The sequence below is a fragment of the Xenorhabdus sp. SGI 60 genome (genome assembly GCF_056632175.1).
This window is the reverse complement of record NZ_CP196860.1, coordinates 739,734-761,979: the sequence shown is the minus strand read 5'-3', so window position 1 is coordinate 761,979 and position 22,246 is coordinate 739,734. Positions and strand designations below refer to the sequence as shown.

At 43.8% G+C, this 22,246-nt stretch carries 19 protein-coding genes and 4 pseudogenes; 2 read left to right on the top strand and 21 right to left on the bottom strand.

Annotation, left to right across the window (positions count from 1 at the left end; translation table 11 throughout):
* Nucleotides 1-296 precede the first annotated feature (296 nt).
* Complete coding sequence (locus ACSJJG_RS03500) at nucleotides 297-527, bottom strand: hypothetical protein (protein ID WP_481088502.1); 231 nt, start codon at nucleotides 525-527, stop codon at nucleotides 297-299.
* Nucleotides 528-820: 293 nt separating this feature from the next.
* Nucleotides 821-1,038: pseudogene (locus ACSJJG_RS03495) on the bottom strand (M24 family metallopeptidase); the annotation flags it as partial.
* 293 nt (nucleotides 1,039-1,331) lie between these two features.
* On the opposite strand from ACSJJG_RS03495, the gene mutS reads away from it, so the two are divergent.
* Nucleotides 1,332-3,893: a DNA mismatch repair protein MutS gene (mutS, locus tag ACSJJG_RS03490; RefSeq protein ID WP_481090367.1), complete on the top strand. Its 2,562-nt coding sequence runs from the start codon at nucleotides 1,332-1,334 to the stop codon at nucleotides 3,891-3,893.
* A 17-nt stretch (nucleotides 3,894-3,910) separates the two neighbouring features.
* Nucleotides 3,911-4,690: a tRNA isopentenyl-2-thiomethyl-A-37 hydroxylase MiaE gene (gene miaE / locus ACSJJG_RS03485; protein ID WP_481090366.1), complete on the top strand. Its 780-nt coding sequence runs from the start codon at nucleotides 3,911-3,913 to the stop codon at nucleotides 4,688-4,690.
* A gap of 251 nt (nucleotides 4,691-4,941) precedes the next feature.
* On the opposite strand, the gene rpoS is transcribed toward miaE, so the two are convergent.
* From rpoS to ACSJJG_RS03390, 19 genes and pseudogenes are all read right to left on the bottom strand, one after another.
* Nucleotides 4,942-5,937: an RNA polymerase sigma factor RpoS gene (gene rpoS / locus ACSJJG_RS03480; RefSeq protein ID WP_481088501.1), complete on the bottom strand. Its 996-nt coding sequence runs from the start codon at nucleotides 5,935-5,937 to the stop codon at nucleotides 4,942-4,944.
* Nucleotides 5,938-5,991: 54 nt separating this feature from the next.
* Nucleotides 5,992-6,981 carry a murein hydrolase activator NlpD gene (nlpD, locus tag ACSJJG_RS03475; RefSeq protein WP_481088500.1) on the bottom strand — a complete coding sequence of 330 codons (990 nt, stop codon included), beginning with the start codon at nucleotides 6,979-6,981 and terminating at the stop codon, nucleotides 5,992-5,994.
* A gap of 148 nt (nucleotides 6,982-7,129) precedes the next feature.
* Complete coding sequence (locus ACSJJG_RS03470; protein WP_481088499.1) at nucleotides 7,130-7,756, bottom strand: protein-L-isoaspartate(D-aspartate) O-methyltransferase; 627 nt, start codon at nucleotides 7,754-7,756, stop codon at nucleotides 7,130-7,132.
* Entirely contained in the window at nucleotides 7,750-8,514 is a 765-nt protein-coding gene (surE, locus tag ACSJJG_RS03465) for a 5'/3'-nucleotidase SurE (RefSeq protein ID WP_481088498.1), read from the bottom strand. The genes ACSJJG_RS03470 and surE overlap by 7 nt, the downstream gene beginning before the upstream one ends.
* Nucleotides 8,515-8,623: 109 nt before the next feature.
* Nucleotides 8,624-9,670 (bottom strand): tRNA pseudouridine(13) synthase TruD, encoded by a 1,047-nt coding sequence (gene truD / locus ACSJJG_RS03460; protein ID WP_481088497.1) that lies wholly within the window; start codon nucleotides 9,668-9,670, stop codon nucleotides 8,624-8,626.
* A 19-nt stretch (nucleotides 9,671-9,689) separates the two neighbouring features.
* Nucleotides 9,690-10,163, bottom strand: coding sequence for a 2-C-methyl-D-erythritol 2,4-cyclodiphosphate synthase (gene ispF / locus ACSJJG_RS03455; protein WP_348987706.1), 474 nt, complete (start codon nucleotides 10,161-10,163; stop codon nucleotides 9,690-9,692).
* Nucleotides 10,160-10,938: pseudogene (ispD, locus tag ACSJJG_RS03450) on the bottom strand (2-C-methyl-D-erythritol 4-phosphate cytidylyltransferase). The gene ispF and the pseudogene ispD overlap by 4 nt, the downstream one beginning before the upstream one ends.
* A 31-nt stretch (nucleotides 10,939-10,969) precedes the next feature.
* On the bottom strand, nucleotides 10,970-11,263 hold the full coding sequence (gene ftsB / locus ACSJJG_RS03445; protein ID WP_481088496.1) for a cell division protein FtsB: 294 nt from the start codon (nucleotides 11,261-11,263) through the stop codon (nucleotides 10,970-10,972).
* Nucleotides 11,264-11,448: 185 nt separating this feature from the next.
* A complete protein-coding gene (gene cysC, locus ACSJJG_RS03440) occupies nucleotides 11,449-12,048 on the bottom strand; it encodes an adenylyl-sulfate kinase (RefSeq protein WP_481088495.1) in 600 nt (199 codons plus the stop codon).
* Nucleotides 12,049-13,491, bottom strand: a complete 1,443-nt coding sequence (gene cysN, locus ACSJJG_RS03435; protein WP_481088494.1) for a sulfate adenylyltransferase subunit CysN — start codon at nucleotides 13,489-13,491, stop codon at nucleotides 12,049-12,051. It lies immediately after the preceding gene.
* Between the two features lie 11 nt (nucleotides 13,492-13,502).
* Nucleotides 13,503-14,411, bottom strand: a complete 909-nt coding sequence (gene cysD / locus ACSJJG_RS03430) for a sulfate adenylyltransferase subunit CysD (protein WP_348987710.1) — start codon at nucleotides 14,409-14,411, stop codon at nucleotides 13,503-13,505.
* Nucleotides 14,412-14,421: 10 nt separating this feature from the next.
* Nucleotides 14,422-15,843, bottom strand: coding sequence for a siroheme synthase CysG (cysG, locus tag ACSJJG_RS03425; protein WP_481088493.1), 1,422 nt, complete (start codon nucleotides 15,841-15,843; stop codon nucleotides 14,422-14,424).
* A gap of 270 nt (nucleotides 15,844-16,113) precedes the next feature.
* The gene (locus tag ACSJJG_RS03420; RefSeq protein ID WP_481088492.1) at nucleotides 16,114-16,515 is read right to left on the bottom strand and encodes a DUF1240 domain-containing protein; all 402 of its coding nucleotides are present in this window, start codon (nucleotides 16,513-16,515) and stop codon (nucleotides 16,114-16,116) included.
* 44 nt (nucleotides 16,516-16,559) lie between these two features.
* Nucleotides 16,560-17,456 carry a hypothetical protein gene (locus tag ACSJJG_RS03415; RefSeq protein ID WP_481088491.1) on the bottom strand — a complete coding sequence of 299 codons (897 nt, stop codon included), beginning with the start codon at nucleotides 17,454-17,456 and terminating at the stop codon, nucleotides 16,560-16,562.
* A 28-nt stretch (nucleotides 17,457-17,484) separates the two neighbouring features.
* Nucleotides 17,485-17,667 carry a hypothetical protein gene (locus tag ACSJJG_RS03410; protein ID WP_481088490.1) on the bottom strand — a complete coding sequence of 61 codons (183 nt, stop codon included), beginning with the start codon at nucleotides 17,665-17,667 and terminating at the stop codon, nucleotides 17,485-17,487.
* Between the two features lie 102 nt (nucleotides 17,668-17,769).
* Nucleotides 17,770-18,504, bottom strand: a complete 735-nt coding sequence (locus tag ACSJJG_RS03405; protein ID WP_481088489.1) for a phosphoadenylyl-sulfate reductase — start codon at nucleotides 18,502-18,504, stop codon at nucleotides 17,770-17,772.
* On the bottom strand, nucleotides 18,501-20,240 hold the full coding sequence (gene cysI / locus ACSJJG_RS03400) for an assimilatory sulfite reductase (NADPH) hemoprotein subunit (RefSeq protein WP_481088488.1): 1,740 nt from the start codon (nucleotides 20,238-20,240) through the stop codon (nucleotides 18,501-18,503). Before cysI ends, ACSJJG_RS03405 begins: the two co-directional genes overlap by 4 nt.
* A gap of 1 nt (nucleotide 20,241) precedes the next feature.
* A pseudogene (locus ACSJJG_RS03395) lies at nucleotides 20,242-21,344 on the bottom strand (sulfite reductase subunit alpha); the annotation flags it as partial.
* Between the two features lie 101 nt (nucleotides 21,345-21,445).
* Nucleotides 21,446-22,049, bottom strand: a pseudogene (locus ACSJJG_RS03390) (flavodoxin domain-containing protein); the annotation flags it as partial.
* Nucleotides 22,050-22,246 lie beyond the last annotated feature (197 nt).

Genomic DNA, 22,246 nt, shown 5'->3' with positions numbered 1-22,246 from the left:
TAAAACAAGAAAGATTCTTGTTTTTATAAAGCCAAGACATAATCACCCTGTAATTTCACATAGTCGCAGTTAAATTTCTATAAGCCCAACACTGCACAACACAGTATTGGGAATAACTATCACATAATAAATTGTAATTTATTGACTGACTCTATAACGTGCAAAAATTTCGCGTTCTTCAATTTCGCGTTCTTCATCCCGCAGCGTCAACACGTTAACACACCACACGGGCCAAGAGCGTCAACACGTTAACACCATCACGGGTACGATCGTATGCTCAAACTGGGCCGATACCATCACGGCCAATTGGTTATCTGCATACCTTGGTTGTTACTGTCTACCGACAACGCAATCTTCTTTATTACAGCTCCAAAATCTTTTTGCTTCAGTTGATTTTTTGCATAGGTTCGATAAATGGTGAAAGTCATGAAAGTCACTCTTCCAAGCCAAATAATACCTTCTCCCGCCTTGCCATAATGCAGAACTTGTCGGTTCCTCATGCATATTGCCGCCAATACCGTGCTCAAAATCAATATTGCTCACAAACGATTCACGGTTACCATCGTGTAATTATAATTAATTCACTCATCGTGTCATTGCTTGGCATGTCGCTGTACCGTATGTTGCACCATGTCATATTCCCCCTGAGTGAGCCGTGGTATTGACGGTAAGATTATGCCATATCGATAAACTGCCTTGATAAATTCACATCAACCAAACGTATTGGCATGGACGATCAACCAATCCAGTCATCAATGGCTATGTGCGGACAATAAATCCCTCATACAAACTATGCAGTCCCTATGCTTCTATGCTGCTATGTGCTATCGCTATAATATCCCTCTTTTTTGGCGGTAACATCCACATTAACAATATCCCCACCTTTCAGTAGCCAGCCAGCGATTTCAGCTTCTTTTCCGAAGGCCAGCCATGACAAACAACGTGATTTACTGAGGTATTGACTGTATAAGGAAAACCATATTGCCCTAAGCTACCCGGTATCGCATCAAGGGTATTGATGATATCATCATGGCAAAGAACATGACTCAAACCAAACAACAATCGAGCTGCTTCGCAATCCTGCTGAATTGTGAAAAAATCTGATACATTCCTGCGAGTAATCCTGCTAACCTACCGTTTAAATCTTCTCATCGCATCCACAGATGAATCACACAGATTATCAGTGATAAGATAGCGTTTTCGCCCAGGATGAGGTCTATTAGCGTTCCATCCTTAGCTGATTATATTTAGGTTTTGTCATTTAGATGGGTTGACTGAGCGTCGATAGCCCAACTGAGTCAACAGGAATAATAGAATTGAATCAAGTCAATATGAAAGAATCTCCAGCAAAGGATATAGATAGCCATACTCCCATGATGCAGCAGTATCTGCGTCTGAAAGCGCAGCACCCCGATATTATGCTGCTGTATAGAATGGGGGATTTTTACGAGTTGTTTTATGACGATGCCAAAAAAGCGGCGAGGTTACTGGATATCTCCCTAACCAAGCGCGGGCAATCGGCTGGTCAGCCTATTCCGATGGCAGGTGTTCCTTATCACGCGATCGAAAACTATCTGGCAAAACTGGTACAACTCGGTGAATCTGCGGCGATCTGCGAACAAGTTGGTGATCCTGCAACCAGTAAAGGCCCTGTTGAACGCAAAGTTGTGCGTATTGTCACTCCTGGCACCGTCACTGATGAAGCTTTACTACAAGAACGTCAGGATAATCTGCTCGCCGCTATCTGGCATGATAATCAGGGATTTGGTTACGCGACGCTGGATATCACTTCTGGCCGTTTCCGCGTTTCTGAAATGTCCGATCAAGATAGTATTGCCGCAGAATTGCAGCGCACCCGTCCCGCGGAATTGCTTTATCCTGAAACCTTTGAGCATATGGCGCTGATTGAACGTTGTCATGGTCTGCGCCGGCGCCCAATGTGGGAATTTGAGCTGGATACAGCAAGACAGCAACTTAATTTGCAATTTGGCACCCGTGACCTGATTGGCTTCGGGGTGGAAAAAGCGATGCTCGCCCTGCGTGCAGCAGGCTGTTTGCTGCAATATGTCAAAGATACTCAACGCACCACTTTACCTCATATTCGCAGTATTACGATGGAACGCCAGCAGGAAACGGTGATTATGGATGCCGCCACCCGCCGTAATCTGGAGCTGACACAAAATTTGTCCGGTGGCACTGAGAATACGCTGGCGGCGGTACTCGATCAATGTGTGACACCGATGGGCAGCCGAATGCTGAAACGCTGGCTGCATGCACCAACCCGCAATAAAGTTATGCTGGAAAATCGCCATCAAGCTATTTCCGCATTACAGGAAATCGGTTATGAATTACGGCCGTTTTTGCGTCAGGTCGGTGACTTAGAGCGTGTGCTTGGCCGTCTTGCTCTCCGCTCTGCTCGTCCCCGTGATCTGGCCAGAATGCGCCATGCTTTTCAGCAATTGCCTGATATTCATCAGATCCTGGCGTCCTCCGATGCCCCTTATATCCAAGTACTACAGCAGCGTGTGGGACATTTTGATGAATTGCAGATTCTGCTAGAGAATGCGATTGTCGAAACGCCTCCTGTCCTGGTGCGTGACGGTGGCGTCATTGCCACAGGCTATAATGCTGAATTGGATGAATGGCGAGCACTAGCCGATGGTGCCAGTGATTATCTGGATAAACTGGAGATCCGCGAACGTGAAAAACTTGGCATTGATACCCTGAAAGTGGGCTTTAATGCGGTACATGGTTACTATATTCAGGTCAGTCGTGGACAAAGCCATCTAGTCCCTATCCATTACGTTCGTCGTCAAACGCTGAAAAATGCAGAACGCTATATCATTCCTGAATTAAAGGAATATGAAGACAAGGTGCTGACTTCCAAAGGCAAAGCACTTGCCATCGAAAAAGCCCTGTACGAAGAGTTGTTTGATCTGTTGCTGCCTCATCTGGCCGATTTGCAAACCTGTGCCGAAGCGCTGTCAGAGCTGGATGTACTGGCAAACCTCGCCGAACGTGCTGAAACTCTAAATTACACCCGCCCGATACTAACCGATAAAGTGGGTATTCAGATCACTGGCGGTCGGCATCCGGTTGTCGAACAAGTATTAAGTGAACCGTTTATTTCTAACCCATTGACGCTCTCATCACAGCGCCGTTTGCTGATTATTACAGGGCCAAATATGGGGGGTAAAAGTACCTATATGCGTCAGACGGCTTTGATCACGTTGATGGCTTATATTGGAAGCTTTGTTCCTGCCGAAAAAGCGGTTATTGGCCCTGTAGATCGCATCTTTACGCGTGTCGGTGCATCCGATGACCTGGCATCAGGACGTTCTACTTTTATGGTGGAAATGACTGAAACGGCCAATATCTTGCATAACGCGACTGAACACAGTCTGGTTTTGATGGATGAGATCGGTCGTGGTACATCAACTTATGATGGTTTATCCCTGGCGTGGGCCTGTGCGGAAAATTTAGCTAATCGCATCAAAGCAATGACCCTGTTTGCAACCCACTATTTCGAACTGACAACACTACCTGAGAAACTGGAAGGGGTCGTCAATATTCATCTTGATGCTGTCGAACATGGCGATACCATTGCTTTCATGCACAGTGTACAGGAAGGGGCAGCAAGCAAGAGTTATGGATTGGCGGTCGCTTCGCTGGCCGGTGTTCCACGCGATGTCATTAAACGTGCGCGCCAAAAATTGAAAGAGCTGGAATCACTCTCCAATAATGCGGCAATAGGCCATGTCGATACTCCGCAGTTAACCCTGCTGACAGAAGAAACCTCTCCGGCAGTTGAAGCATTGGAAAACCTGAATCCAGATACCTTGACACCACGTCAGGCATTAGAGTGGATTTATCGTCTGAAAGAGATGGTTTAGCAATGAATGAAACAGCCATGAAGGGAACAACAATGAAGTTTGATACTCATCTGTTAGTACCCATTTATCAATTTTTACAGTGCGAGACTCCCGACCAATGGGTAGAAAAAGCGCGGCTGCCCGAGCATTTGCCCATTTTATTGCGCGATCATCTACTATGTGAATTAAAAGCGGCACAAAGTGCTATGTTCTTAATTCGTAAATATGCCGTTGATCCTGAGAGTGCGGATGCTCTGCTGGCTTGGTTTCAGCCCTATGAGGATTTTGCCTATAAAAAAATGGGGGATATCCATTCATTGAAAGGAAAAAATCAGGCCACCAAGCAAATTACCGCGCGGGCAAAATCACCTTATAGTCAAGATCTCATCGATAAGATGGTGTTATTAATTAAGGAAGAGTTGCATCATTTTTATCAAGTATTAGAAATCATGGATGCCAGAGGGGTAAGCTATGACAGTATCAGTGCCAGCCGCTATGCTAAATCCCTATTTCAGCATGTTACCAATCATGAACCTTATACGTTGGTCGATAAATTAATTATTGGTGCTTATATTGAAGCACGCTCATGCGAACGTTTCGCAAAACTGGCTCCTCATCTGGATGAGGACTTGGGTAAGTTTTATATTTCTCTGCTGCGTTCAGAAGCTCGCCATTACCAAGATTATTTAATGCTCGCTCAGTCAATATCTAAAGAAGATATTACAGAAAGAGTGAATTATTTCGGCCAGGTTGAAGCAGAACTTATTCAAACTCCCGATCATGATTTTAAATTTCATAGTGGTGTTCCGATTATCTAGCTTTTGATAAATGTCACACCAAATGGTAATAGAAATATAAATGCCTAAATAAAAGGTGGGCTAAATAAGCCCACCTTAAGATTACTGCCTCTCTTCTCTATTCCTTTATCTTTTCAATTATCACTTTTGGAATTACTTCTACTCTTGCCATCACCAAGTTATCTAATTATCTTTGTTTCTGGAAATTCATCTATTTTCCACTCACGCTGCAATTTAAAATTTCTTAGGTATACGTTCTCAGGAATAAAAAATTAAGTACGAAATAATGATTCTATATTCAAACCTTGGGTATGCAATATGTCTCTAAGACGGCGCAATCCCTCAACTTGAATCTGACGAACTCTCTCTCTTGTTAAACCAATTTCTCGCCCAACATCTTCCAATGTTTCTGCTTCGTATCCAAGCAAACCGAAACGACGGGCCAAAACTTCGCGCTGTTTTGCGTTCAGCTCAAACAGCCATTTCACGATACTCTGTTTCATATCATCATCTTGAATGGTTGTTTCTGGCCCTGAATCATTCTCATCAGATAAAATATCCAATAATGCCTTATCTGAATCACCACTCATTGGTGTATCAACAGAAGTAATGCGTTCGTTAAGTCGCATCATACGACTGACATCTTCAATAGGTTTATCCAGTTTTTCCGCAATTTCTTCGATACTGGGTTCATGATCCAATTTGTGTGCCAGTTCTCTTGCAGTACGTAAATAGACGTTCAATTCTTTGACAATGTGAATAGGCAAGCGAATTGTGCGAGTTTGATTCATAATGGCACGTTCAATGGTTTGACGGATCCACCATGTTGCATAAGTAGAAAAACGAAAACCTCTTTCAGGATCAAATTTTTCCACTGCACGAATAAGCCCAAGGTTACCTTCTTCAATCAGATCTAGCAGTGCTAATCCACGATTGCTATATCGGCGGGATATTTTTACAACCAATCGCAAGTTACTTTCAATCATGCGTTGGCGTGCAGCAACATCCCCTCGTAGTGCTCGTCTGGCGAAAAGAACCTCTTCCTCTGCTGTCAGCAGAGGTGAGAAACCAATCTCTCCGAGATAAAGCTGTGTTGCATCAAGAACCCGTTGGTTTACTCCTTGCAACAAATCCAAATCTTCATCAAGACCAGTTATATCATCCTCATCTTTCAGCAACGCTTCATCAAAGTCATCAGCTTCCGTGCTATTTTCGTCTAAATTCGCATCATCATACAACTCATTAACTTTAAGCGTACTTTGGCTCATCAGCTGCTCCTACCCATGATAATGCGGGCAGGAATTTCAGATCCCTGCCCCGGTTTATCGCTGCGAAAGATAACGCAGCGGGTTTACGGATTTTCCCTTATAGCGAATTTCAAAATGCAATCTTACTGAACTTGTTCCGGTGCTACCCATAGTGGCAATTTTTTGCCCCGCTTGAACGTCCTGTTGCTCACGAACCAACATTGTGTCGTTGTGCGCATAAGCACTTAGGTAGTCATCGTTATGTTTTATTATTATTAGATTTCCATAGCCACGTAATGCATTTCCGGCATAAACCACTTTCCCACGGGCTGTAGCAAATACGGGTTGACCACGGCTCCCCGCAATATCAATGCCTTTATTTCCTCCTTGAGAATCAGAGAAACCTTCAAGAATTTTTCCTTCTGCCGGCCACCTCCAACTATTAATAGTATCAATACCATTAATAGCATTATTTGCCCCTGTATCTGTTGCTATAGATAATTTTGGAGCAGAATTGTCGCCATCAGAAATGGTTGCCTTTGGCAACATTTTCCCTGACTTTGGTTTATCAATATTTGCAGGATACGCATTAATTTTTTGAAAATCAACCTGACTAATTTTTGATTCAGTACTATTTGATGCTATTAATACACCATTTTTGGAGGTTGAATTACCTATTCTCAGGACCTGACCAACATTTAAGCTATAAGGCTCTGAAATATTATTTCTGAGAGCTAGATCACGGAAATCACTGCCTGTAATCCAGGCGATATAAAACAAAGTATCGCTATGTTTAACCGTATAAGTGCTTCCGTTGTAGCTTCCTTTGGGAATATTTTCATAGTTACGGCGATAAATAATTCGCCCTTGAGATGAATTACTATTGGCAGCATTATTCACTGCCTGACGATTTTTAATCGCATGATTATCCGAAACACGATTTGTATCGATATTCACGATTGGAGCTGGACGATTTGGTGTATTACTGCAACCTATCAACACAACGCCCATAACAGTACTGGCGATTATCCACTTTATTTTTTTCACTGGTTTTTCCAGATTCATACTTTATTCCCCCATAAAGGCAAATATAAGTGAAAATAATAATGATTTATGAAAATTTAGGATTACGAAAGATTTAAAGCGAAACATTTTGCTTAAATTCAGAAAAAAGAACAGCTAATTTGAAACTACCCTCAAATAAATTAGCTGATTATGTTAGCTCGCCTTGAATTAGAGGTACAAAACGGACAGGTTCGATAACATCGCCATGAAAATCATTCCCATAACGATGTACGACTTTCAGTAACTGAGTACGCTCGCCGACAGGTAAAACCATCACACCTCCGTCAGCAAGTTGATGGAGTAATGCCTGCGGAATTTCTGGTGGTGCGGCTGTGACAATAATAGCGTCAAAGGGTCCTTTTGATGGCCATCCATCCCAGCCATCACCGTGGCGGGTTGAGATATTATGTAGGTCGAGTTGCTTCAATCTGCGTTTAGCCTGCCACTGCAATCCTTTAATCCGCTCCACGGAGAAAACGCGTTTGGCTAAGTGGGCAAGTATTGCTGTTTGATAACCTGAGCCTGTTCCAATTTCCAATACGTTGGATGCCGGGGTTAAATTCAGCAACTCAGTCATGCGAGCAACAATATAGGGTTGGGATATCGTTTGCCCATGACCAATAGGCAGTGCGGTATTTTCATATGCCTTATGTGCGAGAGCTTCATCAACAAAACATTCTCGAGGGACTTTGCCAATAACCTCCAATAGTGGCTCATTGTGAATTCCTTGCTGGCGCAGTTGCACCAGCAAATTTTTCATTGATCGGTTTAACATTCCCCAATATCCCCGACTTTTGCCAACCAATCACTTATCAGCGCCTGGGCTTTATAAGCTGTTAAGTCCACATGCAAAGGGGTAATGGAGACAAATCCTTCTTCTACCGCAGCAAAATCTGTTTCAGGCCCAAAATCACTTTTTTCTCCCGGAGGACCTAGCCAATAGAGCATATTGCCTTTGGGATCTTCCATCGCATAGACTTGTTCAGCAGCACTACGGCGACCGCATCGCGTCACCCGAAACCCTTTGATCTGTTCAAAGGGAATATCAGGTACGTTAACATTCAGAATATTACCTGCTCTCAATGGGGATTTTTGCAGCAAAGCTAATAAACGCACGGTCACTTCTGCCGCCGTTTCGTAATGTTGGTCACCATTGAGTGATACCGCCAATGCGGGTAGGCCTAAGTGGCGTCCTTCCATTGCAGCCGCGACCGTGCCAGAGTAAATCACGTCATCACCAAGGTTAGGGCCACAGTTGATGCCAGAAACGACAATGTCAGGACGAGGGAGTACCAGATTATTTACGCCCAAATAGACACAATCCGTCGGTGTACCTTCCTGAACAGAAATATCACCATTGTTCAGTGTGTTGATGCGCAAAGGGCGATCCAGCGTTAAGGCATTCGACGCCCCACTACGGTTACGGTCAGGTGCAACGACCTGAACATGATAGTGTTTCCGCAATGTAGCCGCTAAGGTTTGAATACCCGGTGCGGTGACACCATCATCGTTACTCAGCAATATCCGCAACATTGATATATCTCATTGATTTTAATAAAAATAAAATAGGTTAATAATGTAAATTACCCTGTGTGTGTTTGATCTTAGCATGACGTTGACAGTTTTGTAGAGTGCTTTGCAATCAAGCCACATCAAGGGAAGAGCCGAGATCCTGATTGATCAGTTCTCTAACAACACTGGTTGCAAAGCTACCAGATGGCAAAGAGAAATGCAGAGTGACAGTTTGATCATCTTGCCATTCCCAACGCAAGTTCAGTGGTTTCACCAATATTGCCCGACGGGCGCTCTCCACACGTTCACGTTTGGCTAATCCCCAAAAATCCTCATAATCCAATAAGCATTGTTGTTCGAAATCCAAAGCCTGATGCTGCGTTCCTAATGCCTTATCACCCGGTAAAGGAGCCGTTATTTGTAATTCTCCACCCATAACTCGTTGCTGCAATACCGACAATTCAGATTCATCAGCGACAAACCAGCTACTACGCCCTGTTAATTGTAATGCATCGCCATTTTTTACCTTTTGGTGTTCATCCTGGGCAATACGTCGGCTGGCAACAGCATTAAACATCGCGCTGCGACAGGCAGAAAGATAAAAACTGCGGCGGTTGCGTTCTTTGACATGGATTTCATTAGCTGCCCAGCGTTGAGCCTGAACTAAATTTTGTCCATCCCGCCCGAAACGTTGTTCACCAAAGTAATTTGGAACGCCGGTTTGCGCTATCTGCTGCAAGCGTTTTTCCACCGATTGTCGGTCAGAAATGTCTCTTAATACCAGAATGAAATCATTGCCTTTCAATGCGCCAATCCGCAGCTTGCGTTTCTGGCGGGAAGTTGCCAGCATTTCACAACCTTCAAGTTGAAATGCCGCTAAATCCGGATCTTGTTTCCCCGGTAAGTGTAAGCAGAACCACTGTTCCGTCACTGCGTTGCGATCTTTCAATCCCGCATAGCTGACAGAGCGAGCCGGTATTTTGGCAAAACAGGCAAGCTGATCCGCGACAAACTGGGTATTACATCCTGTTTTACGGATATATACCATTAAGTGTTCGCCTTCTCCATCAGGAGAAAATCCCAAATCTTCGCGAACAATAAAATCTTCTGGTGTGGCTTTAATAATACCGGTTGCTTCCGGCTGGCCATAAAGCCAATGTAATTTACTCAGTGTCATGCTTATTTCTTTTATCTGCTTACTCTTTAACCAACAAAGCAACCGCTTCGCAGGCAATGCCTTCTTTACGCCCAACAAATCCCAATTTTTCTGTTGTTGTCGCTTTAACGTTAATATCGTCCATATGACATTCAAGATCTTCTGCCAGATTAACCCGCATCTGGGGAATATGTGGCAGCATTTTCGGCGCTTGTGCGATAATCGTGATATCCAGGTTTCCCAGCCGATAGCCCTTCGCACGAATGCGGCGGTAGGCTTCTTTCAGTAGCTCACGGCTATCTGCGCCTTTGAAGGCAGGATCGGTATCGGGAAATAATTTACCAATATCACCTAAAGCTGCCGCGCCCAGTAAGGCATCTGTAGCTGCATGTAAGGCGACATCACCATCTGAATGGGCAATTAACCCTTGTTCATAAGGAATACGGACACCGCCAATGACCAATGGCCCTTCTCCGCCAAATTTATGCACATCAAAACCGTGTCCAATTCTCATACGATAGATTCCTTAGCTTTTCGGGATAGGTAAAATTCAGCCAGTGCCAAATCTTCAGGTTGGGTCACTTTTATATTATCCGCTCGTCCCTTGATCAGTACGGGACGATAACCACAATGTTCAAGCGCCGAAGATTCATCGGTGGTGCAGGCTTGATCTGCAAGTGCCTTGAGCAAGCAATCACGCAATAGCTGCAAAGGGAATAATTGTGGGGTCAAAGCATGCCAAAGTCCGTTACGGTCAACGGTATGAGCAATCAAGGGGGGGAAAGTGTGGATGATCCTGCCACTGATAGCGATACCATGCGTTTCATCGTATCCCTCACAGGAGATGCCAAAAGCCCGCCACATATGTCAGGGGATTCTGTGTTGTGATCAATCACCCGCAACAAGCTATCAAGATCATTTCTATGAAGACAAGGACGGGCTGCATCATGCACTAAGACCCAGATTGCCTTGTCTGTAGCCAAACCAATCAGATAATCTAATCCAGCCAATACCGAATCAGCGCGTTCTTCACCGCCAATGACAGTCATTATTCTTGGATCAGAAGCAATAGGTAATTGCGCAAATTGTGTATCAGCAGGATTCAGCGCGATAATAACGCGTTGTATACGAGGATGCTCAAGCAGTGCTGTCAGGGTATGTTCAAGAATCGTTTTTCCGGCAACTTTCAGATACTGTTTTGGGCAATCTAATTTCATCCGGCTACCGATACCCGCAGCCGGGATCAAGGCGATGATTTCAGCAGGGGGACGAAGTTGTGAATTATTCATTTCGATTATTATTTACTGTCTTGATTTAAAGTTACTGCGCATTATTTTTTGAGGTATCAGGCACCATACGATAAAAAGATTCTCCTGGTTTAATCATGCCCAATTCATTACGAGCACGTTCTTCAATCGCTTCCTGTCCTCCTTTAAGATCCTGAATTTCAGCTAATAACTGTTCGTTACGTGCTTTCAGTTTAAGGTTATCAACCTCTTGTTTATCAACGTCAGCCTTCACCCGCACATAATCGTGAATACCATTTTTGCCGAACCACAGCGAATACTGTAACCAACCTAGTAGAACCAGTAATAATAGCGTTAATTTGCCCATCTCCCCCCCTGAAAACTCGCTAATCATCCCACAACTGAAAGCATGACGCCACTGACTCTCACAAAACCATTTGCAAACCCACTCAAAAACAGGATCACGCGAGATATTGAATTAACTGAGTGTAAAAACACATTATTTCACTAACAATAATAATGTGTTTCATGACAGTTTGTTTGATTTGGTCGTTAAGTTGGCAGGATATTGCCGTTTTTCAGGACAAAAAGCAGTTTTTCAATTGAAGATTCCATAGACTGTGAACCATCTAAATAGACTTCTGGCTGTTCGGGCGTTTCATAGGCCGCATCAATTCCGGTGAAATTGTGCAATGTTCCCGCCCGTGCTTTTTTATAGAGTCCTTTGGGATCACGGCTCTCACATATCTCCAGTGGCGTATCGACGTACACTTCAATGAATTGCCCCTCTTCCATTAATTCACGGATTTTTTGCCGCTCAGCTCTATGGGGAGAAATAAATGCGGTCAGAACAACCAGGCCTGCATCAACCATCAATTTTGCGACTTCACCGACTCGTCGGATATTTTCCTGCCGATCTGTTTCAGAAAAGCCCAAATCACTGCATAGGCCGTGGCGCACATTATCACCATCCAGTAAGTACGTTTTGATTCCCTGTGCAAACAATGTCTGCTCCAATGCCCCTGCAAGAGTGGATTTTCCTGAGCCAGATAGCCCTGTAAACCAAATCACCAATGCAGGATGACCATTTGCGCTTTCCCGCTGTGCCCTATCCAAAGCATGTGGATGCCAGACGATATTCTCCTGAGCCACTTATTTTCCTCCCAATAGATCACGTACGCCCCAGTGCGGGAAGTGACGACGAACTAAGCGATTAAGTTCCAGTTCAAACTCACTGTATTCTTTCGTCTCTTCGTAAACATCGACTTGAATTTCACGCACCAATCCCGCTCCTACGGTAACGTTGGTTAGGCGATCAATCAGGATAATGCCACCGGTATCCGCATTTTGCGCGTAACTGTCGAGCAATAAAGGTTCATCAAATGAAAATTCCACCCGCCCAATGGCATTAAGCGGTAACTCAACAGCGACTTTCTGTGTCAGGTTGTTAATATCCACCTGATATTGAACATTATCGACTTTACCACGGCTTTTTTTGCCCGCGACTTTAATATCCAAACTCTGCCCTTGAATCAGCGGCTGTTCCGACATCCAGACGACATCAACCAGAGCGTGGTGGGTCGCACTCATTTGATCTTCAACGGCAATCAATAAATCACCACGGCTGATATCAATTTCATCTTTTAATACGAGGGTAATCGCTTCTCCGGGTACGGCAAAGGTGAGATCGCCATTAAAAGTAACAATTCTTTCCACCGTAGAAACTACACCAGATGGCATCACTTTTATTTGCTGACCTTGCCGTAAAATTCCTGAAGACAATGTGCCGCTGTATCCACGAAAATCAAGATCGGGGCGATTTACGTACTGGACCGGGAAACGCAAGGGCTGTTCTGCCGCTTTTGTTTTTACGTCCACGGATTCCAGGATATCCAGTAGCGTTTCTCCCGTATGCCACGCCATGTTCTCGCTGCGGGTCACGATATTATCCCCTTCTAACGCCGAGATCGGAACGAAATAGATAGTTAAGTCAGTCGGGAGTTGTGCCGCGAAATTCAAATAATCTTGTTTAATTTGTTCAAAGATATCTCGCCGATATTCAACTAAATCCATTTTATTGATTGCCACCACCAAGTGACGAATACCCAGCAAGGTGCTGATAAAACTGTGACGGCGAGTTTGTTCCTGAACACCTTTGCGGGCATCGATCAATAAAATGGAAAGATGACTGGTTGAAGCGCCTGTTGCCATATTGCGGGTATATTGTTCATGCCCTGGTGTGTCCGCAATAATGAATTTCCGCTTTTCCGTGGAAAAATAGCGGTATGCCACATCAATGGTGATGCCCTGTTCCCGTTCAGCCGCCAATCCATCAACCAATAAAGCCAGATCGAGCTTTTCTCCCTGAGTCCCTATTCGCTTGCTATCGCTTTGTAAAGTTGCAAGTTGATCCTCATAAATTTGACGGGTGTCATGCAGCAAACGTCCAATTAGGGTACTTTTGCCATCATCCACGCTACCGCAGGTTAAAAAGCGCAGTAATCCTTTTTCCTGCTGCGTTCGAAGATAAGCTTCAACTCCGCCTTGTTGCTTGATCTGACTAGCCATAGTTTCATTATATGCAAGTGCTGGCATATCTGGACTCCTTAAAAATAACCCTGGCGCTTTTTCAGCTCCATAGAACCTGACTGATCACTATCAATCAGCCGCCCTTGCCGTTCGCTAGTGGTTGATATCAACATTTCTTCAATAATTTCCGGCAACGTTTCTGCTTCTGATTCCACTGCCCCTGTCAGCGGCCAGCAACCCAGTGTCCTAAAGCGCACTTTACGCTGGCTAATCACTTCCCCTGTTTTTAAATCGATTCGATCATCATCAACCATAATCAAGGTCCCTTCCCGCTGAACAACCGGACGGAACTTAGTAAAATAAAGGGGAACGATATCGATCTGCTCCAGATAGATGTATTGCCAGATATCCAACTCTGTCCAGTTGGATAACGGGAAGACGCGGATACTTTCCCCTTTGTTAATCTGGCCGTTATAGTTGCGCCAAAGTTCGGGACGCTGATTTTTGGGGTCCCAACGATGGGAGCGGTCTCGGAATGAGTAAATTCGTTCTTTGGCTCGCGATTTTTCTTCATCACGCCGCGCCCCGCCAAATGCTGCATCAAAGCCGTATTTATCCAGTGCTTGCTTCAACCCTTCTGTTTTCATGATATCGGTATGTTTAGCACTGCCATGAATAAAAGGATTAATGCCCAACGCCTCGCCTTGTGGATTACGGTAGACCAGTAACTCAAAACCATATTTTTCCGCTGTACGATCTCGGAAGTCGTACATATCCTGAAATTTCCAGCCGGTATCTACGTGCAATAAGGGGAAAGGCAGTTTTCCCGGATAAAACGCTTTACGTGCCAGATGCAGCATCACAGAGGAATCTTTACCAATCGAATAGAGCATAACGGGGTTGGCAAATTCAGCCGCCACTTCCCGAATAATATGGATACTCTCAGCTTCAAGTTGCTGTAAGTGTGTCAGTCTTTTTTCGTCCATTAGGCACTCCTTATACTAAATCAATCACAGCAGGGCGATTTACTTGATCAGCAGCGTTTCCGCGCTCAAACCATCCTATTTGATGGTGGAGTTGAACCACCTCTCCTATTACCAGCAAGGCGGGTGATGGTGCTTCTTGTGCCAATCGCTCCAATTCGGATAAGGTTCCGGTCAATACTTGCTGTTCTGGACGAGTGCCACAACCAATCACGGCAACGGGGGTATTGCTATCCCGACCATGCGAAATCAGCTTTTGGCTGATCAAGGCGGCTTTCATGATCCCCATATAAATAGCTAATGTTTGATTGCCCCGCGCGAATGCAGGCCAATCCAATTCATCGCCATTGTCACGGCAATGTCCGGTAATAAAAGTGACGCTTTGCGCGTGTTCTCTGTGGGTTAATGGGATACCTGCGTAAGCAGAAGCGCCCACTGCTGCCGTAATGCCGGGCACGACTTGAAAAGGAATTCCCGCTGCGGCTGCAATCTGTAATTCCTCTCCACCACGGCCAAAAATAAAGGGATCCCCCCCCTTTAAGCGAACTACTTTTTTCCCCTGATTCGCTAATTTGATGATAAGTCGGTTGATTTCTTCTTGCGCCACGGAGTGATTACCCGCTCTTTTTCCAACACAGATTTTGTCTGCATCACGGCGGACTAACTCCAGGATTTCTGCACTCACTAAATGATCATAAAGAATGACGTCAGCCTGCTGGATCACCTGTAGGCCTTTTAGAGTCAATAATCCCGGATCACCTGGCCCAGCGCCTACCAACGCAAGTTCTCCTTGGGAATGAGAATCACCTTGTGCCAACTGCTGTTCAAGTTGCTCTTCTGCTTGCTGTAATTGCCCATTGGCGATCAGTGTGGCAAAACGCCCATTAAACGCCTTTTCCCAAAAATGGCGCCGTTGACGTATGGAGGTGAAACGTTTTTTCACGCGTTCGCGCCAGCGTCCTGCGATATTTGCCATCGCACCAAGGCTAAATGGGAGCAAAGACTCCAACTTTTCTCGCAATAATCTGGTTAATACCGGAGATTTTCCAGCCGATGAGATCGCCACGATAATCGGGGAGCGATCAATAATTGATGGGAAAATGGCCGAACAGAGCGGTTGGTTATCCACAACGTTGGTCAAGATAGCGCGCTGATTGGCTTCGGCAAAAATATGTTGATTTAAGATGTTATCATCTGTGGCGGCGATCACTAAAAATACGCTATCAAGATATTCTGTTTTAAACGTTTCCTGTAACCACTCGAATTCTCCTCTTTGATGACGTTGTTGCAGTTCTGCATGTAGCTCAGGCGCTACAACCGTTAACGCTGCACCAGTACGAAGTAATAAGTCTGCTTTACGAGAGGCGATTTCTCCACCCCCAACCAGCAGTACAGATCGGGCTTTAAGCTCAATAAATAAAGGTAAATAATCCACGATACCATCCCGCGTTAGAGCCTGTTCATGTTCTATCCTCTGGACTTCAAGTCACAAAGGATATAGCTCTTAATTATTATGACGACCAGAAGATGAATATATGAGGCCGTGATCAGGTTATGAAATGACAAAAAGTAATTATTTGTTCCTGAATCGCATAAGCTAAAAAGGTCACGTATCCAACCCGGGCGGACGTCGGCAGAAGTGCCTCGTTATTCAAATCCCCCGAACACGATAAGATGCGGCTGACCACCGTGCATATACATATGCTTAGTCACATAATTTTTCATCTTTTGCATACTTTCTGGGAGCACTTATCGATTTTTTATAACAAGTAATATATCCTTTTTCTTTTAATTTGAAATCACCGTACCAATATACAGGTAAACTAATTAAAAAACCTAAAATACCAAAAAATGTAAGAAACTTAAAAATTGAATTATTGTGTTTTGGCAACTTTAAAAAAAACAAATAATAAAACATAGAAATACAAAAATAAAATATTAAAGGGTAAAAAAACAATACTGCAAACATCCTCCATGAAAAAACAATAACATCCGAAAAATTATAAATCAATAAAAATTCATCAACAGCAAAAAAGAGAGCCGCATTTATTATTAAAAACAAAAAAGACATACTAATTGCTAAAATTGATTTATTTTTATAATCCATCTCGGCCTCTTTATTATTTACAACACAATTATGATAAATTAAGGTTATTTTATTCGTGGATAAGGATAACCAAACGGTTGTTTACGATAATCTAGTTTACCAGCCTCAGCTAGTTCCTTTTCGCGCATGTAGTTTATCAGTTTTTCGCTAATTTTATAACGGTCATCAATCTCAGATAGTACCCAAGTCGTAAGAATTCCAACAGCTAACGCCACAACAGTAACCCCTAGAGCAACAGTTCCCGTTACCGAAGCAATGCCGGCACCAACAACAACCCCAAGGCCAACCAAAGCTCCAACAGCGGTTTTAGCTACATCCATTGTGATATTTCCGAAAAAAGCATAAATATCGTACTCATCTCTAAATGCTAGTTCCGTTGATCTATACAGGACAGAAACAATAACAACTCTTCTAGATACTGTAGCTATTCCTTCTCTCATCGCTTGTGTTCCTATACCTATATCTATCAACTTCCAATGACCTGCTCTATATTTTGTAGCGGTTAAAAATTTTCTGATTCCGGCATGTCCTGTCAGCTTTACCATTCTGTTCCCATATCGGTTGACATATTCAGTTACTCTTACGCCAAAATTACTACTTAATTCATTTGCTAATCGCATAAAAGCATAACCATCCAACATATTACCTGAATACGTTGTTGCAAGATCAAAAACTTTCCATGCTGACCATGATGAGTTCGGATTATTGCCACAAGAATTTTTTACAACATCAACCATTTCACCATGAGTTAATACAACATAATACTCTTCATCATCACACATTCTTCTCACAATATCAGATGATATACTAGAATATTTTCTTTCAATTTCAGCGTAATTTTTTCTTCTATAATCTTTTGTGTGAGATAGTGGCTTGATCTCTCCATTATCAACTACTAGAGAGTTATCGAAAATCGCGCCTTCAAATCCCCTTCTATTCATTTTAATATCTCCATCTAAAATAGATAATTTAATGTTTTAATTCTAATTTTATAATTTTACCATCAGAAGCATGCATATTTACTTTATCTGTCTTTGATGATGACATAAGCTGGAAACAAAACATCATCACAGCCAACTTATCTTCTAACCCTATTGAGCTAGAAGATAATAATTTACTTATTTTTTGAATTAATTCATCTTTATTATCCATACAAAACACCTATCCATATCGCAAAAACCAAAAAAGAACATATTTATATGAAAAATAAAATCAGTTCTGATACCACACTTTTTAAGTGAATCTGGGGTTAATTTAACTTTCGTGTAAACCGCACTCACGTTTCAGGCCGAAAAAACGGGTTTGTTCTTCACTCATTCCAGGTTCCCATTTTTGGGTGGTATGCGTATCCCCGACAGAAAGATAACCCTGCTCCCATAATGGATGGTATTCAAGGCCATGCTTTATCAGGTATTGATGTACCTGCCGATTATCCCAATCAATTATAGGCAGGATTTTAAAAACTCCCCGTTGAATTGCCAGCACAGGTAAATTGGTCCGGCTTTCTGATTGCTGGCGACGCAACCCCGCAAACCAGCTTTGTGCTTGCAGAGATTCTAATGCACGATTCATCGGCTCAACTTTGTTGATTTGGTTATAACGCTCAATTCCCTTTATTCCTTGTTCCCATAATTTGCCATAACGTGATTCTTGCCAAGCTGGAGAATGCTCTGCACGAAAAATCTTCAAGTTCAGGTTGAGTTTTTCAGTCAATTTATCGATAAATTGATAAGTTTCAGGAAATAAGTATCCCGTATCGGTAAGGACCACGGGAATATCAGGATACTCCCGTGTCACAAGGTGCAAACAAACTGCCGCCTGAATACCAAAACTAGAGGAAAGCACAAATTCGCCAGACAGATGTTCCAATGCCCATCTCACGCGTTCACGGGCATCCAGCACCTCCAGTTGCTGATTGATTTCTGCCAATGACGTGATTTGCTGCTCTGGAGCCAGTGCCACCCGCTCCGATAAATTCAATCGGCTCATACTGCCTCCTGCCAATCATAAAAATCGACAGCTGAATTCAATACTGGTTTGATGATATCAGTGCGGATCAGAAAATCACCGAAACATTCACCGACATGACGCCCTGATGCCCAACGACCAATTAATTCATCCAATATCTCAAGGATCTCTGCTGATGTGATATTTTCCCTGTACATGCGGGGAATGCGATCACCGATACGATTTCCACCAAGATGCAGGTTGTAACGATCAAGCGCTTTACCCACCAGCCCAATTTCTGCCAGCATCGCCCTGCCACATCCATTCGGGCAGCCTGTAACGCGCACTATGATCTCTTCATCACCCACACCATGCTTTTCCATTAACGCATCAACATAATCGACAAAAGTTGGCAAGAAACGTTCTGCTTCGGCCATCGCTAATGGGCAAGTAGGAAATGAAACACAAGCCATAGCGTGGTGACGCAAAGTTGTCACGCTATCGTCAATTAAACCATGAGTACGGGCAATTTCTTCAATCCGCGATTTTTCACTCTCAGGTACCCCTGCCACAATCAGGTTTTGGTTGGCAGTCAGACGAAAATCGCCTTTATGAATTTTCGCAATTTCTGCAATCCCTGTTTTTAATGGCTGGTTGGGATAATCCAGCAAACGGCCATTTTCAATAAATAAGGTCAGATGCCATTGATCATCAATGCCTTTTAACCAACCAATTTGATCACCCCGACCAGTGAATTTATATGGGCGAATGGCTTCAAATTTCACGCCAGCACGTTTTTCAACCTCTTGTTTGAAGGTTTCGATACCCACTCGTTCAAGGGTATATTTAGTTTTCGCATTTTTACGGTCAGTCCGGTTACCCCAATCACGTTGGGTGGTCACTATTGCCTCTGCAATGGCCAGTGTGTGCTCTTGTGCAATAAAACCAAATTCACTCGCCAGCCGTGGAAAGGTTTTTTTGTCACCGTGGGTCATGGCTAGTCCCCCACCCACCAATACATTAAAGCCAATTAATTGATCATTTTCCGCAATGGCGACAAAGTTCATATCGTTGGCATGGAGATCCACGTCATTTTGAGGCGGGATCACCACCGATGTTTTGAATTTACGTGGCAGATAAGTCGTACCAAGAATAGGTTCTTCATCAGTTGTTGCAATTTTTTCTTTATCCAACCAGATTTCAGCATATGCATTGGTACGAGGCAGCAGATGTTCCGATATCTTTTTTGCCCATTCGTAAGCCTGTTGGTGTAAAGCAGATTGCACCGGGTTGGACGTACACAGCACGTTACGATTGACGTCGTTAGCGGTAGCCAGCGAATCCAACCCCATTAGTGCCAATAATTGGTGTGCGGGTTTGAGATCATTTTTTAAAATCCCATGAAACTGGAACGTCTGGCGGTTGGTCAACCGGATGCTGCCATACAGCGTATTTTCTGTCGCAAACCGATCAATGCCCAGCCACTGTTTTGGGGTAATAATTCCTCCCGGCAGGCGACAACGCAACATCATGGCATGGCGTGGTTCGAGTTTTTGTTCTGCCCGTTCTGCCCGGATATCTCGGTCATCTTGCTGATACATACCATGAAAGCGGATAAGGAGGAAATTATCCCCCTCAAATCCGCCTGTCAGCCCATTTTTTAAATCTTCGCTAATCGTTCCTCGCAGATAATTGCTGTCCAACTTCATGCGTTCACTGTCTGCAAGTTTGCCTTCAACGATCAAAGTACCTGTTTTTTCTTTGCTCACATTGCTCATATTAGTAAACATCTCTCTGATAACGGCGCTCAAGGCGCAATTCACTCAAGAATTCATCAGCCTGTTCAGCATCCATGCCACTATGTTGTGAAATGATGTCCAATAGGGCTTGTTCTACATCTTTTGCCATGCGATTCGCATCGCCACAAACATACAGATGGGCACCATCCTGAATCCAGCGCCAGACTTCTCCTCCCTGTTCACGCAGTTTGTCTTGTACATAGATTTTATGTTGCTGATCCCTTGACCATGCCAGATCAAGGCGGGTCAATAAGCCTTCTTTCACATAGCGCTGGAATTCAACCTGATAAAGAAAATCTTCAACAAAATGTGGGTTACCAAAAAACAACCAGTTTTTACCTTCAGCTCCCTGACTGTCACGATGCTGCAAAAATGCCCTAAACGGAGCAACACCTGTTCCCGGTCCAATCATGATGATGGGTGTATTAGGATCGACCGGTAAACGGAAATTGTCGTTCTGTTCGATAAACACGCGGATGTTGTCATCTTCCTGCAAACGATCCGCCAGATAACCCGACGCGCCGCCTGTACGGACACGCCCTTCAATGTCATAACGAACGACTCCCACGGTAATGTGGACTTCGTTTTCCACTTCAGATTGTGAAGAGGAGATGGAATAGAGACGTGGTGTCAGTGGGCGCAATAAATCAATAAATTGTTGGGCTTCTGGATGTGAAGCAGCAGCCCTGACCATATCGACAATAGGTGTTGTCTGGGCATATTGCTGCAATGCTTGTTTATTAGCGGCCAGCGATAACAGTTTTTCATCTTTCGCCAACGCTGCATATTTCCCAACAATCACACCGGTATTTTGGGTCAACTCTATATGGCTAATCAGCGCCTCACGCAATGGAAGTGATTTTCCATACACATTGACCTGCTCTGAACCTTCCAACCAAAGCAGGGCTATTAATTCATTCACTAAAGCCGGATCGTTTTCAAACCAAACGCCAGGGCATCCCCCGGTTGATAGCACAGCCCTGAATCCCCTAAATCAATTTCAATATGGCGAATATCTTTGTCAGAACCACGTCCCGTTATTTTCTGGTTAGTCAACAGGGAGGCCGTTAGAGGGCTTTCTTTGATATACGTTTGGGTTTCCTGGATATGCGCTGAAATAGTAGATGAAGTGGCAGGAGAAGTGACAGCATTTGCTTGTACTGACAAACGCTGTTTTAAGATATCCGTAATTTGCTGACGCCATTGAGTAGCTTGTTCTTGGTATTCCACATCAGCATCAACACGATCCAGTAGGCGTTGAGCACCAAGCTCATGCAGACGACTGTCAAAATCTTTCCCTGCCTGACAGAAGTTTTCATACGACGTATCCCCAAGGCCAAATACGGCATATACCGTCTCTTTCATTGATGGTGCTTTTTTGGCATAGAGATACTTATGGAGCGCTACAGCTTCTTCGGCAGGTTCGCCTTCACCTTGTGTTGAAGCAATAATAATCAATACACGTTCCTGGGAAATTTGCTTAAATTTATAGTCACCCGCATTAATTAAGTTTACATTGATATTTCCAGCTAATAGTGAATCTCTTAGTTGTTCAGCCAGACGACGGGCATTGCCTGTTTGCGATGCGGAAAGCAAAGTCACTGTTTCCTGTGCAGAAACGACAGGTGTCTCTGCCCCAGTTTGTGGCTGATGATTCACCATTCCCCAAAAATAGCCAGACAACCAAGCTAATTGATGGGGAGAAAAATCGCTAATTGCAGATTGCAAGCGTGATAATTGCTCTGGAGAAACAGGTAGTAATGCGATTGAAGGTGGTTTTGCGGTCATTGTCCCAGTGCCTTTTGCTATAGCCAGTATCCATGTTGTAAAAAATGCAGGAATCAATCCAGTCATCAACATGAATTGATTAAGGTTATCCCAGAATAGGGGTTGTATTTAAAGAAAGGATCGCAATATCTCATAACCAAAACGCCTAACTTTATTTACAGATTTAATATATCAATAAAGTCGTTAAGCGTTGTGCT

What these genes read in the sequence shown, in the direction of transcription:
- mutS (WP_481090367.1), top strand. Translation starts at nt 1,332, where the DNA reads ATGAAAGAATCTCCAGCAAAGGATATAGATAGCCATACTCCCATGATG.
- miaE (WP_481090366.1), top strand. Translation starts at nt 3,911, where the DNA reads ATGAAGGGAACAACAATGAAGTTTGATACTCATCTGTTAGTACCCATT.
- rpoS (WP_481088501.1), bottom strand. Translation starts at nt 5,937, where the DNA reads ATGAGCCAAAGTACGCTTAAAGTTAATGAGTTGTATGATGATGCGAAT.
- nlpD (WP_481088500.1), bottom strand. Translation starts at nt 6,981, where the DNA reads ATGAATCTGGAAAAACCAGTGAAAAAAATAAAGTGGATAATCGCCAGT.
- ACSJJG_RS03470 (WP_481088499.1), bottom strand. Translation starts at nt 7,756, where the DNA reads ATGTTAAACCGATCAATGAAAAATTTGCTGGTGCAACTGCGCCAGCAA.
- surE (WP_481088498.1), bottom strand. Translation starts at nt 8,514, where the DNA reads ATGTTGCGGATATTGCTGAGTAACGATGATGGTGTCACCGCACCGGGT.
- truD (WP_481088497.1), bottom strand. Translation starts at nt 9,670, where the DNA reads ATGACACTGAGTAAATTACATTGGCTTTATGGCCAGCCGGAAGCAACC.
- ispF (WP_348987706.1), bottom strand. Translation starts at nt 10,163, where the DNA reads ATGAGAATTGGACACGGTTTTGATGTGCATAAATTTGGCGGAGAAGGG.
- ftsB (WP_481088496.1), bottom strand. Translation starts at nt 11,263, where the DNA reads ATGGGCAAATTAACGCTATTATTACTGGTTCTACTAGGTTGGTTACAG.
- cysN (WP_481088494.1), bottom strand. Translation starts at nt 13,491, where the DNA reads ATGCCAGCACTTGCATATAATGAAACTATGGCTAGTCAGATCAAGCAA.
- cysD (WP_348987710.1), bottom strand. Translation starts at nt 14,411, where the DNA reads ATGGACGAAAAAAGACTGACACACTTACAGCAACTTGAAGCTGAGAGT.
- ACSJJG_RS03420 (WP_481088492.1), bottom strand. Translation starts at nt 16,515, where the DNA reads ATGGATTATAAAAATAAATCAATTTTAGCAATTAGTATGTCTTTTTTG.
- ACSJJG_RS03415 (WP_481088491.1), bottom strand. Translation starts at nt 17,456, where the DNA reads ATGAATAGAAGGGGATTTGAAGGCGCGATTTTCGATAACTCTCTAGTA.
- ACSJJG_RS03410 (WP_481088490.1), bottom strand. Translation starts at nt 17,667, where the DNA reads ATGGATAATAAAGATGAATTAATTCAAAAAATAAGTAAATTATTATCT.
- ACSJJG_RS03405 (WP_481088489.1), bottom strand. Translation starts at nt 18,504, where the DNA reads ATGAGCCGATTGAATTTATCGGAGCGGGTGGCACTGGCTCCAGAGCAG.
- cysI (WP_481088488.1), bottom strand. Translation starts at nt 20,240, where the DNA reads ATGAGCAATGTGAGCAAAGAAAAAACAGGTACTTTGATCGTTGAAGGC.